The organism is Tsukamurella serpentis, from assembly GCF_054780975.1.
Genome location: NZ_BAAGVH010000003.1, coordinates 497,275 through 514,076, shown reverse-complemented (window position 1 = coordinate 514,076; position 16,802 = coordinate 497,275). Strand labels below are relative to the sequence as shown.

11 protein-coding genes are annotated in these 16,802 nt (G+C 70.1%); 2 read left to right on the top strand and 9 right to left on the bottom strand.

The features are described from left to right. Window positions 1-10 precede the first annotated feature (10 nt). Complete coding sequence (locus ACYVHG_RS10695) at window positions 11-1,615, top strand: peptide chain release factor 3 (protein ID WP_461167418.1); 1,605 nt, start codon at window positions 11-13, stop codon at window positions 1,613-1,615. A gap of 18 nt (window positions 1,616-1,633) precedes the next feature. On the opposite strand, the gene ACYVHG_RS10690 is transcribed toward ACYVHG_RS10695, so the two are convergent. Then, window positions 1,634-2,254 (bottom strand): LysE family translocator, encoded by a 621-nt coding sequence (locus tag ACYVHG_RS10690; protein ID WP_461167417.1) that lies wholly within the window; start codon window positions 2,252-2,254, stop codon window positions 1,634-1,636. A gap of 62 nt (window positions 2,255-2,316) precedes the next feature. Next, window positions 2,317-3,597, bottom strand: a complete 1,281-nt coding sequence (locus ACYVHG_RS10685) for a glycosyltransferase (RefSeq protein ID WP_461167416.1) — start codon at window positions 3,595-3,597, stop codon at window positions 2,317-2,319. A 38-nt stretch (window positions 3,598-3,635) separates the two neighbouring features. Between ACYVHG_RS10685 and ACYVHG_RS10680 the strand changes: the two genes are divergently transcribed. Next, window positions 3,636-6,248, top strand: a complete 2,613-nt coding sequence (locus tag ACYVHG_RS10680; RefSeq protein WP_461167415.1) for a cytochrome P450 — start codon at window positions 3,636-3,638, stop codon at window positions 6,246-6,248. A 17-nt stretch (window positions 6,249-6,265) separates the two neighbouring features. On the opposite strand, the gene ACYVHG_RS10675 is transcribed toward ACYVHG_RS10680, so the two are convergent. Genes ACYVHG_RS10675 through ACYVHG_RS10645 form a run of 7 tightly spaced genes read right to left on the bottom strand, consistent with a single transcriptional unit; the run spans window position 6,266 to window position 16,720 of the window. Then, complete coding sequence (locus ACYVHG_RS10675; RefSeq protein ID WP_461167414.1) at window positions 6,266-7,213, bottom strand: hypothetical protein; 948 nt, start codon at window positions 7,211-7,213, stop codon at window positions 6,266-6,268. Further along, window positions 7,210-8,247, bottom strand: a complete 1,038-nt coding sequence (locus ACYVHG_RS10670; RefSeq protein WP_461167413.1) for a ScbA/BarX family gamma-butyrolactone biosynthesis protein — start codon at window positions 8,245-8,247, stop codon at window positions 7,210-7,212. The genes ACYVHG_RS10675 and ACYVHG_RS10670 overlap by 4 nt, the downstream gene beginning before the upstream one ends. Next, a complete protein-coding gene (locus tag ACYVHG_RS10665; RefSeq protein ID WP_461167412.1) occupies window positions 8,234-9,139 on the bottom strand; it encodes a nucleoside-diphosphate kinase in 906 nt (301 codons plus the stop codon). Before ACYVHG_RS10665 ends, ACYVHG_RS10670 begins: the two co-directional genes overlap by 14 nt. Continuing rightward, entirely contained in the window at window positions 9,136-10,215 is a 1,080-nt protein-coding gene (locus ACYVHG_RS10660; RefSeq protein WP_461167411.1) for an SDR family oxidoreductase, read from the bottom strand. The genes ACYVHG_RS10665 and ACYVHG_RS10660 overlap by 4 nt, the downstream gene beginning before the upstream one ends. Further along, complete coding sequence (locus ACYVHG_RS10655; RefSeq protein WP_461167410.1) at window positions 10,212-10,484, bottom strand: acyl carrier protein; 273 nt, start codon at window positions 10,482-10,484, stop codon at window positions 10,212-10,214. Before ACYVHG_RS10655 ends, ACYVHG_RS10660 begins: the two co-directional genes overlap by 4 nt. Before the next feature lie 10 nt (window positions 10,485-10,494). Continuing rightward, complete coding sequence (locus ACYVHG_RS10650; RefSeq protein WP_461167409.1) at window positions 10,495-13,992, bottom strand: DUF6001 family protein; 3,498 nt, start codon at window positions 13,990-13,992, stop codon at window positions 10,495-10,497. Beyond that, entirely contained in the window at window positions 13,985-16,720 is a 2,736-nt protein-coding gene (locus ACYVHG_RS10645) for a phosphoenolpyruvate synthase (protein ID WP_461167408.1), read from the bottom strand. The genes ACYVHG_RS10650 and ACYVHG_RS10645 overlap by 8 nt, the downstream gene beginning before the upstream one ends. Window positions 16,721-16,802 lie beyond the last annotated feature (82 nt).

The following is a 16,802-nucleotide window of genomic DNA, read 5'->3' as shown; positions in this document are numbered from 1 at the left end:
CTGGCCCCTCGTGAGTTCCATTGCCGACGAGGTCTCCCGCCGCCGCACCTTCGCCATCATCTCGCACCCCGACGCGGGTAAGTCGACGATGACCGAGGCCCTGGCCCTGCACGCGCGCGTCATCAACGAGGCCGGCGCCATCCACGGCAAGGCGGGCCGCAAGTCGACCGTCTCCGACTGGATGGAGATGGAGAAGGCTCGCGGCATCTCGGTCAGCTCCACCGCACTGCAGTTCAACTACACGTCGTCGAGCGCCGCCGAGGACGCGCAGCCGTCGGTGATCAACCTAGTGGACACCCCCGGTCACGCCGATTTCTCCGAGGACACCTACCGCGTGCTGACGGCCGTCGACGCCGCCGTCATGCTGATCGACGCCGCGAAGGGGCTGGAGCCGCAGACCCTGAAACTCTTCCAGGTGTGCCGTCACCGCGGTATCCCGGTGATCACCGTGATCAACAAGTGGGACCGGCCCGGCCGCACGCCGCTGGAGCTGCTCGACGAGATCTCCGAGCGCATCGGACTGACCCCCACCCCGCTGTTCTGGCCGGTCGGGATCGCCGGTGACTTCCGCGGCCTGCGGGATGTGCGCCGCGACGAGTACGTGCACTTCACGCGCACCGCCGGCGGCGCCAAGATCGCACCTGAGGATCACCTCTCGACCGATATCGCACTCGACCGCGAGGGGGACGTCTGGGCCGAGGCGGTCGAGGAGACCGACCTCATGACGGAGATGGGGCAGAGCCACGATCAGGAGATGTTCCTGGCCGGGCAGACCTCGCCGGTGATCTTCACCTCGGCGATCCTCAATTTCGGTGTGCGGCAACTGCTGGAGGCCCTGGTCGAGCTGGCACCCGCGCCGCACTCGCGGACCGCGATCGATGAGTCCGAGCGCGAGGTGACCGATCCGTTCAGCGCCGTGGTCTTCAAGGTGCAGGCGGGTATGGATGCCGCACACCGGGACCGCCTGGCGTTCATGCGCATCGTCTCCGGTGAGTTCGAGCGTGGCATGGTGGTCCAGCACGCGCAGACCGGAAAGCCCTTCGCCACCAAGTACGCGATGACGGTGGTCGGCCGTGACCGAGAGACCGTCGAGACGGCCTATCCCGGTGATGTGGTGGGCCTGGTGAACGCCAATGCCCTCGCCCCCGGCGACACCCTCTACGACGGCGCGAAGGTCCAGTACCCGCCGATCCCCTCGTTCGCTCCGGAGCACTTCGCGGTGGTCCGCGCCGATTCCGCGGGCAAGTACAAGCAGTTCCGGAAGGGCATCGAGCAGCTCGGCACCGAGGGCGTGGTGCAGTTGCTGCGCAACGACGTTCGCGGCGACGCCTCACCGGTGATGGCAGCGGTCGGGCCGATGCAGTTCGAAGTGGTGCTCGCCCGGATGAAGACCGAGTTCAACGTGGACGTCCAGGTCGAGCATCTGGGGTACTCGGTGGCCCGCCGGACCGACGCCGCCAGCGCCGACGAACTGAATCGGCAGCGTGGCGTGGAGGTCTTCGAACGCAACGACGGCGCCCTACTGGCCCTGTTCTCGGACAAGTGGCGGCTGCAGTACATCGAGAAGGAGCACCCCGCGCTCACCCTCGAACCGTTGGTCGCCGCCGCCGACTGACCGCTGCGAAATCTCCGGTCACCGACCCACCGATACCGCGGGCCGGTGACCGGAGTTTTCGCGTCGGCGCTGCCACACCGCCCAGGAGGGTCTCCGGGCGATCACCGCCGCCACCGCACCGGCGCCGATCACGATCACCGCGTTCACCAGTACCGACACCGTGATCTGGACGCCGCCCAGCAGGAACCCCTGCGCGGTCGTGTGCCCGCGTGCGGGGTCGATGAACTGCGGGATCAGGGCCAGGTACATGATCGCCGTCTTGGGATTGAGCAGGTTCGTCAGCAGACCCAGCCGGAACAGTCGCGCGGTCGAATCCCGCGGCAGCTCGCTGGTCTCGAACAGTCCGTGGCCGCCGGGACGCAGCGCCCGCCATGCCAGGTAGGCCAGGTACAGCGCCCCCGCCGCCTTGAATCCGATGAACAGCCACGGCACCGCCACGAAGACCACCGCCTGACCGAGGTTCGCCAGGCTCAGGTACACGATGAACCCGGCCACGGTGCCGCACAGCGAGACCAGCCCGGCTGTCCGGCCCTGGCCGATGCTCCGGGACACCAGGTAGACCATGTTGGGTCCCGGGGTGAGCACCATCGCCAGCGCTGTCACCGCCATCGCGGTCGCGGCGGTCCATGACACGATCATGACGGACACCCTGCCCTGCGCCGATGTCGCGGTCCATAGCCAATCCCGGGGCACTGGCCCGGTCAGCGGGCGGCGTGCTCCACGATCGACGCGGTGCGCGTGGTGGCATCGGTGCGTGCGCGCAGCCGGGCTCCGATGTCTCCGGCCCGCCGGACGGTGTCGGCTCGCAACAGCGTCCGCACTCCCTCGGTGAGCCGTTCGGGATCGAGCTTCACGAACGGCACGTGCGCGCCGACCCCCATCCTGGTGAGCTGGCCACCCCACATCGGCTGGTCGAACGAGACCGAGCACACCAGAGTCGGCAAGCCGGCCCGCAGGCTCTCGAAGGTGGTGCCGATGCCGCCGTGGTGCACCGCCGCCACGCACCGGTCGAAGATCAGATCGTGTGCGAGGGCGCCGGTGTAGTACACACGGTCATCCGCTCGCGATCGCCCCGCAGCCAGGTCACTCCAGCCGGCACTGACCAGTACTCGCAGGTCCAGTGATCGCGCGACCTGTTCCACCATCGTCATGGTCGACGCCGCGTCCCGGATCGGCATACTGCCGAAGCCGCAGTACAGCGGCGGCTCACCGGCGTCGATCCACTCCAGGACGTCGGCGTGCCGCTCACGGCCCTCGCCGATCGCCTCACGAGCGCCTCGGTCGAGTTCCAGGAAGCCCACCAGCGGCCGCCGCTCGTCCCACTCCTGATCGAGCCCGGGCACGAACGCAGGATCGTAGATCTGCACCTCCGGCACACCGCGGTGCGCCAGCATCTCCGACGGTGTCGCCGCGGAGAACCGCAGCCCCAGACTCTTACGCAGCGCAGCGAGGTATTTCAGGAAGACCACACGGCGGACGTTCTCGGCGAGCCCCCAGGTCGCGGCATTGACCAGCGACGGGTAGGTCCGGTCGGGAGAGAGTGCACCCGGGAACGGGTAGCTGCGGCAGGCTCTGCCGGGGAATCCGTGCATGGTCACCAGCGGGGTATCGGTCGCTTCGGTGACCGATGCGGCGCGGTCCTCCGTGAGGAGGGTGGAGACCACCACGTCGGAGCCCTCGCAGACGTCGACGACCTCGCGGTTCATCTGCTCGCCGTAGTCGTCCATCTGCTGACCCACCATGCGCATCAGCTTCAGGCTGCTGCCCGCGGCGAGTGCCCGCTGTCCCTCCTCCGATGAATAGAGTCGGGCCACATCGGGACCGCACGGCACCGCCTCCAGGCCCGCCGCCCGGGTGAAGTCGACCAGATTCGGTGGCGCACCGACGATCACCCGGTGGCCGCGGCGCTGCAGTTCCAGTCCCAGAGCGACGGCCGGCTGCACATCCCCACGGGTCCCCGTCAGCGGAATCGCTACTCTCACTTCTCGCACCTTTCGTAGTCAGTGGCTATCGTCGGGTCATGGCTGGAGACGAACTGCACGTCGCGATGTTCTCCGACTTCCACCCGAGTTCCCTGGGCGGCATTCAGAATTCGGTGAACGATCAGCGGCGCGAGCTCGAGCGACGCGGGCATCTGGTAACCCTGTTCACCCCGCCCGCCGGAGACTCGGAGCTCGCGCGCTCCGGTGCGGGCGATCAGGTGGTGACACTTCGCCCTGTGCTGGGAGTGCGGGTCAACGGATTCCCGGCGACTCTGCCGACCCGGACGAACGCCCGCCTCATCGACGCCGCTCTCGCGCGATTGCCCCGCGTGGACGTGGTGCACGTGCACACCACCTACGGGGTCGCTGCGATCGGGATGCGAACCGCGAACCTCCTGGGGGTTCCGTTGGTGCAGACGATGCACAGCCGCGACGACGTGTTCATCGAGGCCAACTCCGCGGTTCCGGGGGTGTCCGCTCGGGCCCTTCGGCTGCTGCATTCGGCGTTCGTGCCGCACCGCGCCATCGCCGAGGTCCCCGAATCCCCTGCCGCCCGCGATGCCTGGCGGGTGATGATCAATCAGGCCCGCGCCGCCGACTCGGTGATCGCCCCCACCGCCCATTTCGCCGCTGCGCTGCGCGAACACGGTCTGGCGAACCAGGTCACGGTGATCTCCGGGGGTGTCGACGCGGACGATCTGCCCCTCGGCGGCCTCTCCCCGGAGCGTCCTGTCTACAGCGGGGGCGAGCTGCGCGTGCTGTGGTGCGGAAGACTCTCGCCGGAGAAGCGCCCGCTGGAGGCCATCGAGGCGGTCCTGGCCACCCCCGGGGTCACTCTGGACCTGCTCGGTGACGGACCACTCGAAGAAGCAGCCCGGCTGCTCGCCCTTCGCGATCGCCGGATCCGGGTGCACGGGCGCCTCGACCGGCCAGCAGTGCTCACCGCGATGCGTGAGCACGATCTGGTGATCTTCAACTCCTCCGGCTACGAGACGCAGGGCCTGGTGGCACTCGAAGCCGCCGCTGTCGGGACCCCGGTGCTGTACTGCGATCCGAACCTGGAGGAGAGCCTTCCCGGCGACGCCGGCCTGCGGTCGCGGGATGCGAGCGTCGAAGCACTCTCCGAGATGCTCCGTCGAGTACACGATGACCCGCAGTTGCTCGCCGCGGCGCGATCGGCACTGCGCGGAACCGATCTGCGGCAGGCCCCGCGCACCGACGAGATCGAACGGCTCTACCGCACGGTGATCACCGATCACCGGCGCACGGCCACCCCCCTTCCCGCGACTGCCGCGGAGGTCCCGCAGGCCGAAGGGGCGCTGCCGCTTCTGGGCCACAGCGCCGTCGCCCTGACCCGCGGACTGCACTTCATCCGGGATCTGCGGACCGCCGGCCCGGTGGTGCGCTTGACCCTGGGGCCGAAGCGCGCGTACGTGCTGACCACCCCCGAACTGGTTCGGGAGGTCGGTTTCCGGACGGCCGGACAGTTCCACCGCAGGGACGTCCAGGAGTCCATGCGCGAGGCCGTCCAGGGCGCGACGAACGTACTCTGCGGCCAGGAGCACGATCTGCGCCGCCGGATGATCGCACCCGCGCTGCGCAGCGGACGGATCGCCGAGTACGCCGGCGCAGCAGCAGCGATCGTGGACCGGTGGAGTACCTCGCTGCCCTTCGAGCGGCGCATCGACCTCCGTACGCAGGCACACGGACTGATCCTGCAGATCGTGACGTCGACACTGTTCACCGCAGATCTGGGCGCGGCTGCCTCCGAACGCATTCGGCAGGACATGCCGTGGTTGCTGTCGCAGGTGATCATCCGTGGCGCCCTGCCGACATCGGTGCAGCGGATGCGCGTGCGCGCCAACCGGCGGTTCACCGACAGTGCCGCAGCGCTGCGCCGCGAGATCGGCGCAGTCGTCGCCGCCTACCGCGTCGGCGGACAGGACCGCCACGATGTGCTCTCGGCGCTGGTCGGCCACATCGATCCGGAGACCGGGGCCCGGCTGTCCGACGACGAGATCGTCGACGAGCTGATCCTGATGATCGCGGCGGGCGTGGGCTCGACTGCCTCCATCCTGGCATGGGTGTGGCACGAGATCATGTCCGACGAGACCGTGGCGGCTCAGGTGCGCACCGAGATCACCGAGGTCGTGGGCACCGGACCGGTGACCCCCGACCACCTTCCCCGGTTGGCCTACTTGCGCCGGGTGGTGCAGGAGACGCTGCGCATGTGGGGTCCGTGGATCAGCTCGCAGAACGCCGACGGCGAAGTGGTCTTCGGCCGCGGCGACGCCGCCACCGCGGACGGGACCACGCTGACGCTGCCGCCGGATTCGATGATCGTGTTCAGCCCGTATCTCATCCACCACGATCCGAGGCACTTCCCCGACCCTGAGCGTTTCGACCCGGACCGGTGGCGTGAGGATCGCGCGCATGAGATCGACAAGCGCGCCGTCCTTCCCTTCGGAGTCGGCGAGCGACACTGTCCGGGAAGCAGTTTCGCGATGACGATCATCCTGCTGGCCACCGCATCGCTCTACGCGCAGCGCGAACCCCGTCCCGTCGGCGGTGCCCCTCGTCCGTCGACCACGGACTTCGTGCCGGCACCGTCGAGGTTGCCGGTGCTGCTCGGCCCCCGACGCTACGACTGAGGCGGAAGTGGTCGTCGTCATCGGGGCGGCACCACCACGGCGACCGCGATCAGGCAGATGTAGAGCGCGAGCACGAATACGAGCGCCGGAACCACAGGATGCTCGTCCGCCCCGGAGCGCCAGAACCGGATGGTTCCGGCCGCTGGAAGTAGCAGCAGCACAGCGGGGATCCAGCCCAGAACGGCGGCAGCGCCGCTGTATTCCCACGGCCGGATCAGTGCCGTCGCGGTGGCCACTGCCGCTGCAGCGCAGGTGATACCGACGATGCAGCTGCCTGCCACCCCGATTTCGCCGGAGTAGTAGGCCTGCCCGTGACGCTCGGCGCGGGAGGTCTTTCGGGCGAACTCGAACTGCAGGAACGCCCCGGCGAAGATCACCGCCACCCACACCACACCGACCGAACGCGGCACCTGGCCGGTGTCCATCGCCGAGACCAGCACGTACCCGGTGACCAACAGTTGCACCGGGTAGGTGACCACCAGGTTCAGCACCACCGACGCGCCCATCGCGGGCCAGTGCGCTTCCAGCGCCCACAGCAGCAGCCCGTACAGCAGTACCGCGGCGATCGCGGGCACTGAGCCGAGTGAGCACATCGCGGACCCGGCCACGGAGAGAGCGGCGATCACCGCCATGGCGGCCCGCAGGTCGTTCGCGGTCACGGCACCGGTGACCAACGGGCGGTCCGGGTTGTACCGGCGGTCGTATTCCAGATCCTTCTGCTCGTCGACCATCCGCAGGTACAGCAGGACGAATACCACGACGATCACACGCACCGCGGTGGCTGCCGACGGAACCCACCGCGCCCCGCTGGTGACGGCCGCGATCGCCTCCAGTGCCAGTACCCACAGCACGCCGTAGAGCACGTAGTGCGGCTTGTACATCACCGCCGTGAATCGTGCGATCCGCGCCGCGGAGACCCCGCCTCCGGAGCTCCGGAGCGTTTCGGCACCCCCTGCGGTCTTCACCGCGGACCGTGACCGTCCGAGCCGGCGGCGGCGAACTCCACTTCGATCTCGGCGCAGATCCGCCCGGCCTGCTCCACCCGCACCACCACCGAGTCCGGGTCGTCCTCGGCCTGCGTTCCGGCAGCCGGATCGCCGATCCCGGTGTGGCAGGTGGTGGGCAGGTCGAGCTCCACGAAGGCGTCGAACCTGCTGCGCAGGGTGGCCGGGCGACGGTTCGGCGAGCCGGCGAGGGCGACCGCGAACTGTCGCGCAGCCTCCAGCAGTAGGCTGCCGGGGACGTGATCGAGTGGATGGTCGAACAACGACGGATGCGTGGGGTCCACCACCAGCTCGGCGCCGATCTGGGCAGCCGTGCGCCGCAGAGGGCCGAGGACCACATTGCGCTGCACCTCCCGCCCGACCCTCCCGGCCGGTCCGGCTGTCGCCGGGGCCACGCCCGTGGGCCGGGGCCCCAGGTCCATCCGCCGACGGGTAGCGGTGCGCATCGCCGCCCAGGCCCGAGGCGGCATCCAGCTCAACGATCCCAGCACCGTCATCATCGGCTCGCCCTCACCGGCGATGTCGAGTACCACGTCCAGGCCGGTGCGCCGACCGTCGGTCCGGTGCTCGCGGGTCACCCGCAGTTCGACGGTGAGGTTCGCCGGTTCCGGTCGTACCTGCCAGCGCGCGCCCGCGACCGCGACACCGTCGAAGACCCGGACCAGGAAGGCGTGATCGAGGGGGACGTCGAAGAACTGGTGACTAACGGCGATCGCGGACTGTCTCGCGACCTCCATCACCGCCAACGGATCGTGGTGGCCGCGCTGCGGACCACGGTGGTCACCGTAGTAGGCGTGCGAACGCGGGAGTTGCGCCCCCAGGAGGTACACCTGCTCACTGGTGTCGTCACGGTGCGGCCGGTCGGCCAGCGAGGTCAGGAAGACCTCGGAAACCGCGCACCGGTGCACCAACTGCCGGGGCACGGTCCGATCGTGTGCGGTGGCACCGGGGCAGATGAGCCGATCGCCGCCCGGTGAGGCGCTACTGCGCGTCATGGGGTCCTCCGGTCCGCGGCGCAGCGACAACCGCCCCGCTCGTGTTGCCTGACAGTGGGTTCGGTGCACTCAACGGGAGGACGTACGAGCCGAGCACGATCACCGACCACCGGTCGGCGGACACGGCACCGTCGAAGACCAGCCGCAGCAGGTTCTGCGCGTCCGTGTCCCGATCGCCGGTGGAGACCGGCGGGTCCACCTGCGCGGCCGACAGATCCGCCAGGATCCGCTGCTGCGCCCGGGTTCGGTCGAAACTGAGCGCGGGAACCTGCGCGTACAGATCGCCCGCGAGTTCCCGTGCCCTCCGCGCACCGTCGCCGGACGGTGAGGTGAGCACGCGGCGGCGAGTCGACTCGTCGAAGACGATCGACAGCTCCCGGAGCACGTCGAACGGGTCGTCCGGAGTGTGCACCAGGTTCAGCAAATGGCTGTCGATGCCCAGCGCGTAGCGCAGATCTCCGGGGCCGCGCCCGCGCGGGTCGGTGGCGCCCTTGTCTGCGGTCAGCCGCTCGGGAACCGACCTTCGCCCGTCGTCACCGGGCCGGGAGACCAGCAGGACCAGGGCGTCGCACACTCCCACGAGGAGGTCGGCCAGGCGTCGTCGCTCGACGGACGCCCCGATCCAGGAGCGGCGCCACATCGCCCGCGCCAGGTGCCGGTCCGCGGTGATCCGCTCGGCGCGGTCGACCCGGTACCCGTTGCCGGCCAGCCAGTGCAGGGTGGGCTCGACCGCCCGGGCGACGATCGCATCCGGCTTGAGCAGCAGCAACGAGTGCCGCTGTCCGAAATCGACGGGGTCGATCCCCAACTGCCGCAACTGCTGCACCGACTCGATCACATAGGTGTCCACGTCGGCGGCGGGGCGATCGAGCCGGTCGAGCACGGCGGTCACCCCCGCACCGATTCGAGGACCTGCGCGATATCGGGCAGCGGCGCCCCGAGATATCCCACCTCCAGGCAGTGGTCGAGCAACAGCCGCAGGTACTCCGGTCCGGACGGCGGCGGCGCCTGACCGAGCAGTGCGTCGGTGGCGGCGGTGCTGAAGGCCAGTCTGCGGGCGAAGTAGCTGGTGTAGAGCGATCCGACTCGCCGGAAGTACTCACGCTCGATCCGGTCCAGGGCGTCGGTGTCGAAGCTGGATTCGGGGACGAACGTGGCCACCTGGAACGACGGATACTCGGCCAGGACGTCGGAGAGTTGGCGCAGAGTCAGCACATCGGCTCCGACCGCGTGGAAGGTCGCCCCCTCGACCTCGCCGCCGCGACCGTCGACGAATCGCGTGGTGACGGTTGCGATCACCTCGGCGACGTGATCGACCGGCGCCAGCGAGAGGGTGGCGTCGTACCGTCCCGGTAGGGTCCGCAGCTTCCCCTCGACCATCAGCTTGACCACGGTGTAGAGGTTCTTGTGATCGCGGATCGTGCCGTCGGTGCTCGCGCCGGAGACGATGCCCGGACGGACCACGGCCGCCCGGAGACCCCGCCCGCGGGCCGCGAGGACGATCTGTTCCGCCCTGAACTTGCTGCGCTCGTAGCCGTTCCCGAACGACTGACCCGCGTCCAACTCGCCCTCGGCGATCGTGCCGCCACGCAGCCCGCACACGTACGCGGTACTCACGTGCACCAACGGCACATCCCAGGCCAGCGCGAGTTCGACGGCGTGCTCCGCACCGGCCACGTTGAGTCGCTGGTAGGTCTGCTCATCGGCGTCGAAATCGGTGGTCGCGGCGCAGTGCACGATCGCGGAGATGCCGGAGGCGAGCCCGGTCCGGCCGGCGAGCCCGAATCCGGGGGTGCGGATGTCGCCGTCCACCCGCTCGGAGACCGTGCGCGGGGCACCGTCGTTGCCGACCAGCTCGCGTGCGGTGTGCAGGACCGCGGTCACCGGGACGCCCGCGGACTCGAGCCGATCGGCGACCTCGACGCCCACCAGGCCGCTGGCTCCGGTCAGCAGTACCCGGCCGGTCATGGTGCGGCCACCGCGCCGACGACCAGGTCGACCACATCACCGACCCGCAGGACCGCCGCCAGTCTCTCGGACGGGAAGGGCGGCAGGTCGAAGACCTGCTCCAGGGCCACCGTCAATTCGATCAGGCGTACCGAGTCGAAGCCGAGGTCCTCGCGCAGCCGGTCCTGAGCTCCCAGCGACGCCGCCGTGACCTCGCTGCCGGTGGTACCGGGCGCCATGGCGGCCACCACCTTGCGGGCGGTGGTGGCGATGTAGTCCGTCGCGCTCATCTGCACTCCTTCACGATTCGCCGGCGGCGTGCGGTTGCCCACCGCCGGTATCCATCAGATCGCCGGCCTCGGCGAGCGGAAGTTCCACACCGAGGTGCGTGCCCATCCGCACCCAGTCGTAGCTGATCTCCAGGGTGCGTCGCCACTGCTCGCGGGAGTCGAAGGACGGCGGGAACTCGATGCCTCCGGTGATCTCACGGACCGTCGTCAACAGGGCGTCGACGGCGCGCAGCCCGTCCAGGGGATCTGTTCCGGTATCGAACAGGGCCGGGAAGTCGACGCCGATCGCAGCATCCAGGTCGGCCAGCAGGCGGTCCCGCTGGGCGGCGTTCGGCGGCACCAGGCGGGCGACTGTGCGGACCGGGGCGATATCGGCGGGCAGCGGATGCACGCCGTGGGATGCGGCGACCATCCGCACGCACATGGCGATCAACCGGTGTGCGGCGACTGCCGCGACCTGTGGTTGGGCGCTCTTGACCGCGCCGACCAGATCCTCGCGGGCGTTCTCGGCGACGATGTTCGCCCAGGTGAGGTCCAAAGCCGCGGAAGCGAACCGCGGAGCGGGAAGCGGCGCCAGAACCACCGGCGCACCGGTTCCCGTGGTCACCGCTCCGACCAGGCACAGCACGGGATCACCGGTGAAAGGCGGTGGCGTGTACGGTTTCTGAGCCTCGCACATCGCCAGTGCCGGACGGATCGGCCCGTCACTCCCCCACTCGAGCCCGATCAGTCCGAGCCGGACGAACTCCGCCAGTGCGGCCCGGTGTGCACCCTCCTGGACACCGCTCGGCGCGGCACCCGCGATCTGCGCGAGTGGACGCCGGAAGACCACGGTGCGCCAGCTCCGGGCCGCGTCCTCGGACAGGGCGAAGACATCCTCCCCGCCGCGGATCACATGAACCCGGCCGCCCACTTCCCAGGTGGTGACCCCGGGGACGCGGGCCAGGCGCACCGAAGCGCAGTCCTGCCACGCTCCGTCTGCGGCGTCGCCGAGCAGATCCGCCAGCAGGTGCTGGACACCGTCCCACCAGTCCTCGTCCGCTCCAGCGAGTTCCGCTTCGGCGCCGCGCAGCCGGGCGGCCACCGGGACATCGCTCTGCGTGCCCGCGGTGATGCTCTCGGCGCCCGCCCGATCGAGCTGGCGAGGGAGCCATTTGGTCTCCAGGTAGGTCTCGCCGTGCCGCGCGCACCACACCTTCGCGGCCTGCACCAGCGCGTCGCCCGCCCAGCCGCGGGCCTCCTCCGGTTCGCCCAATAGGCGTAGCGCGACGATCTGCCGGGTGACCGCGATGGTGCGCAGCGTCCACCACTGAGCGACGATCCCCGCGAACTCCCGGTGCGGCACGATCGCCCGGAGCGCCGCCGGATCGACGTTCTCGGAGCCGCGGACGGTGGTCGATCGCAGGAATCGCTGGCACCGGTTGAGTACGTCCTCGGTCAGGTCGGCGATGCGGTCCTGCGCGGCGGCCCGGGCGACGGTGTCGAGTTGCGCGCGGACCTGCGCCACGGAGCGGGTGCGGATCTCCAGGCGGCGTCCGTCCCCGAACAGCACCGACGGCAGGGTGGGCATCTCCTCCGCACCGGAAGCGACCACCAGGAAGTCCACATCGGACCCCTCATTGCCGAACCCTTCGGCGAGGGAGCCCTCGAAGAGCACCGCACAGTCGGCCGGAACCACCACCGATTCCAGTGCGCGGTCCAGCAGTTCGGCTACTCGGTGCGGGTCCAGGCTCGGCCGGCGGACGTCCCGGTCTCCGGCAGCGGTCGCCACCGCATCGGCTCCGGCGGTGCCGTCGGCGTGATGGGTGACGGCACCGGGCATCGCCCCGTCGCAGTAGAGCCGCCACATGTGCCTGCGCCGAGGTTTCCCACTGGAGGTCCTGTGGATCAGTCCGCGTGGCCCGGTGACGACGGTGACCGTCTGAGCGGGACCGAGTTCGCCGCGGATGAGGGTGCGGGCCCGAGCGATCCACTCACCCGGCGCCTCCTCCGCGAACAGGGCGACTCCCTGGGAACCGGCATCGGTGAGCGCGACCGCCGCGAGACGCCCCTTGTGCATCCCGCATTCGGCGGAGACCGCGGATTCGATGTCCTCCATGAACACCGAACGACCGCGGACCTTGATACTGGTGGCCATCCGGCCGAGCACGAAAAGCTCACCGTCGAGCAGGAATCCGGCGTCACCGGTGTGAACCTCGCCGCCTGTGATGCGAGTCCCTCCCTCCACCTGGGCGTCGTCGACGTATCCGGCGGCCACCGAGGTCCCGGCGACCACGACCTCGCCGAGCGTTCCGTCGGGCAACGGCCCACCGTCGGCGTCGACGATCCGCACCGGTGATTGCGGCCGCGGGCGACCGAGGCCGACGATCCAGCGCCCATCGCCGGTGTCCGCGGAGACCGCCGGACCGCGCCGGTCGATCAGGACCGGCTCGCCGAACCGCAGGCTCGACGAGCGAGGCCGCACCGCCCCCGCAGGGGTGTCCGGGCCCGCGCCGCTGACCAGCAACGTCGACTCGGCCAGACCGTAGGCAGGAATGATCGCGCGGGGGTCGAAGCCCCGATCCTCGGTGAGCCGGCAGAACGACCGGAGATCAGCCGTCTGGACCGGCTCGGCACCGACGGCAAGGGTCTTCCAGCCGGACAGGTCCAGCTCCTCGATGTGCTCGGCTCGCAGCCGGGCAGCGGTGTAGCCGAGCGCGAACGACGGCGACGGGGAGTGCACGGCGACGGTCATCGCGCGCAGCCAGCGTGCGGGGTCACGGATGAATTGATCCGGACGCAGCAGATGCAGGTCCTCCTGCAGAGTGACCGGGGTGAGGAAACCGCCGATCAGCCCCATGTCGTGGTAGAGCGGCAGCCAGGAAGCCATCGCCTCACCGTCGCGCCAGTGGAGCGTCTGCGCGATCAGGTCGATGTTCGCCGCGAGCGCCGACCATGTGATCAACACCCCGCGCGGGGTGCCACTGGAGCCGGAGGTGAACTGCAGCAGCGCATACCGGCCCGGTGTGCTGAGCCCACCGGCGGTGCGTCCAGCGGGCACGGCCACGTCCTGCGGGTCGCTGGCCGGATCGTCGAGCGTGATGCGGCGGGCACCGGACCTACTGCGGGCCAGGGCATCGTCGACCACCTGCGCCAGCGCCGAACAGGTGACGACCAACCGAGGCGACGCCTGATCGACAATGGCGGCCACGTGCTCGCCGTAGCGGTCGAGGTCGGTGAAACTGGGCGGCGTGATCGGAGTGACCGCGCCGCCGGCCGCCCACACCGCGTAGATGGTTGCGGCGCACTCGAAATCGGTGGGCATGATCACACAGGCCACGTCACCCGAACGCAGGCCGCACCGTCGCAGCCGATCGGCGATGGCGAGGCTGCGGTCAGCGAGGGCGCCGTAGTCCTGGAGGTCCTCACCCGCACCGTCGCGCGCGAGATGGATACCGCGCTCCCGGTGCGGAGCGGTGAGCCAGCCGCGCACCGCGTCGACCGGGTCGAGCCGGGCCAAATCACGCATCGTCGCCCCCCTTCAGGACGGTGACGGTGCCGGCGGTGCCGTCCACCCGCACCCGCATACCTGTGCGGATACCGCCCGCTGCGCCGCGAAGTTGCACCACCGTGGGAACACCGAGTTCACGGGCCACGATCGCGACGTGGGTCAACGGGCTGCCCCGCTCGATCACCAGCGCCGATGCCGAGGGCAGAGCAGCGACCCAGCCCGGGTCGGTGCGGTAGGCGACCAGCACGCCCCCGGCGACGTCACCGGGTTCGGTCATCACCACCGCCCGGCCCTCCACCACTCCCGCGGCCGATGGCGTGCCCTGCAGCACCACGCCCTCCCCGATCGCGTCGACCTCGGCGACCGGAACCCAGCCCTGCGCGGCGAGCTCGGCCTCGGTGAGCTGTGGCCCGGTGGTCTCGAAACGTTCCGGTGCGACCAGTGCGGCGTCGCGCGCTCGGGCGGTGCGGCGCGCGGTGACCACCGCCCGCAGGTCCGATCCCGGCCCGGGATCGTCGGCGCGGAATCTGTCACGCAGCTCGTCGACGGTGAGCTCGAAGACGTCGCCGAACGCGTCGAGATCACCGCGCCGAACCAGATCCCGCCCCATCACCCGGATCAGCCGTTTGACCATGCCGAAGGCTCGGGTGCGGCAGAACCGCAGGCGCTCGCGGTGTGCGGCGCACCGGGAGACCTTGCCTCGCAGCCGCTGGTAGAGCCGCAATCGCAGCCCACTGAGGTGCGCATCGAGATACTCGTCCGCGCTGCGAGTGGAACCCGACGGCGTACCCGCAGCGGAGTCAGCCACAGCGCCCTCCGCCACGCGAGCCAGTGCGCTGCGCAGCATCAGGTACACCGACGAAGGATCCTCCCGCAGGTCCGGCACCTCCAGCTTGAGCTCGTCCAGACTTCGGTAGCCGTACCGCTGCAGGTACTCGGCGAGATCGGCGGCGAACTCCGGGTACGCACCGGACGACACGACGGAGTGCACGGCCTGGGGATCCGCGGTCTCGATCAGCTCCCGCAGCGCCGGTTCGGCGACAGCCGTTCGGGCGAGTGCGGTCATCGCGCGCGCCGGTTCCGCGGATTGGACCTCGGCGCCGGGCCCGATCACCGCGTACAGGAACCACTCCGGGGCCCGCGGCAGCAGAGCCTTGGTGAGCAGGTACATCGAGCCGGTGAGAGTCAGCAACGCGGCGTCCAGAACCATCATCGGCCCCCACCGCCGGACCAGATCGCCCTCCACCCGCTGGTACGCGGCGAAGGCCTCCGCACCGGTCATGGCATCGAGGTCCAGAGCCTCGAATTCGTCGTAGACACGGTAGAACTCGCGCAGGAACTGCTCGACCATCGAGTCGATGGTCAGCAGCCGGTGCAGGTAGGTGGCGGTGGTGACGGCCCTGGATCGCAGCCGCTGCAGCGGCCCGTCGAAGTGGAACGGGCGCAGGGCTCGGGCCCGAGCACCGTCGAGCGGTTCACTGACGCCCAGCGCGGTCTCGAGCACCTTGCGGTTGAGCGGGTAGCCGGGCGCGATGCCCACCATGCGGTACCAGTGCAGCAGGTTGTAGTAGACCCGGGAGTGGAAGCAGCCCAATAGGTAGGGCGTCCACTCCTCGACCTGTCGCAGTTGCGCCGGCGGCACCCGCAGGGACCGGGCGTAACCGCGGTAGACACGACTGTAGATGTCGGCGGCGGTGGTGAAGGTCAGCGGGGAGGTGAGGCCGCTGAAGCTCTCGATGATGTTGGAGTTGTCCCAGATCCGTTGCTCCCCCGGGGTGAGCGGCTCACCGGCTCCGCGCAGCACCGGCGTATCGACTGCCGGCACCGCGAGAGCGGTGATCGGGCGGGTCTGCAGGAACCAGAACCCGGCACCGTCGTGCGCCCATTCGATGTCCTGTGGCGCACCGAGGGATTCCGCGAGCTCGCGTGCCGTCGCGGAGAGTTCCCGCACGTGTTCGGGTGTCAGGGCCGCAGCCGCGCGGGCCGCGGCGTCGACCGGGTGCTCGATCGCGCCGCCTCGGTCCTGCGGGTGGAAGCTGGTGGCCTTCTCGCCGATCACCACCTCAGTGGCACCGCCGGCGCCGACGGTGATCGTGTCGGCGTCGACGGCGCCGGAGACGAGTCCCTCACCGAGCCCGTACACGGCGCTGAGCACCATCCGGTCCGCTGCTCCGGTGACCGGGTCGGCGGTGAAGACCACCCCGCTGGTGCGGGCGTCGACCAGCTTCTGCAGGACCACTGCGACCCCGCCGGTTCGCGGGTGCCCGCCGGCGAAGGCGTAGGTGATGGACCGCTCGGAGAACGCCGACGCCCAGCAACGACGCACCGCGGCGATCACCTCCTCGATTCCGTCGACGTTGAGGAAGGTGTCGAACTGACCGGCGTAGGAGGCCTGCGCGCCGTCCTCAGCGGTGGTCGACGAGCGCACCGCGATCGCGCCCCCACCGGCCTCCCGATAGGCGCGGGCGATCAGCTCGCGCAGGGAGCCTGGCAGATCGCCGGCGAGGATCGCCGCACGGATGTCCGCGGCACCGCGCTGCGCGGCGGCCTCGTCCTCGGCGGCGGCGAGCGCATCGATCAGTCCGGGGAGGGCAGTGCCGGCGTAGGCGTCGAAGACGTCGGTGCCGAGCACCGACCAGGCCGGAACAGGGAGACCGCGCGCGTGCAGGATGGCCAGCCCCCGACTCTTTCCGCCGCCGATCGTCGTGAGCGTTTGCGGGTCCGTCCACGGGCCCAACACCTGCATGCGGCCACCTCCAGCGAGTTCGCAGATCACCCGGTTCGCGGGCGGCTCGCCGCTCCGTGGTCTCGAAGCCCCGCCCGCGGCG

Excerpts from the sequence above, each read along its gene's own strand:
- ACYVHG_RS10690 (WP_461167417.1), bottom strand. The coding sequence starts at position 2,254 with ATGATCGTGTCATGGACCGCCGCGACCGCGATGGCGGTGACAGCGCTG.
- ACYVHG_RS10680 (WP_461167415.1), top strand. The coding sequence starts at position 3,636 with ATGGCTGGAGACGAACTGCACGTCGCGATGTTCTCCGACTTCCACCCG.
- ACYVHG_RS10670 (WP_461167413.1), bottom strand. The coding sequence starts at position 8,247 with ATGACGCGCAGTAGCGCCTCACCGGGCGGCGATCGGCTCATCTGCCCC.
- ACYVHG_RS10660 (WP_461167411.1), bottom strand. The coding sequence starts at position 10,215 with ATGACCGGCCGGGTACTGCTGACCGGAGCCAGCGGCCTGGTGGGCGTC.
- ACYVHG_RS10655 (WP_461167410.1), bottom strand. The coding sequence starts at position 10,484 with ATGAGCGCGACGGACTACATCGCCACCACCGCCCGCAAGGTGGTGGCC.
- ACYVHG_RS10650 (WP_461167409.1), bottom strand. The coding sequence starts at position 13,992 with ATGCGTGATTTGGCCCGGCTCGACCCGGTCGACGCGGTGCGCGGCTGG.
- ACYVHG_RS10645 (WP_461167408.1), bottom strand. The coding sequence starts at position 16,720 with ATGCAGGTGTTGGGCCCGTGGACGGACCCGCAAACGCTCACGACGATC.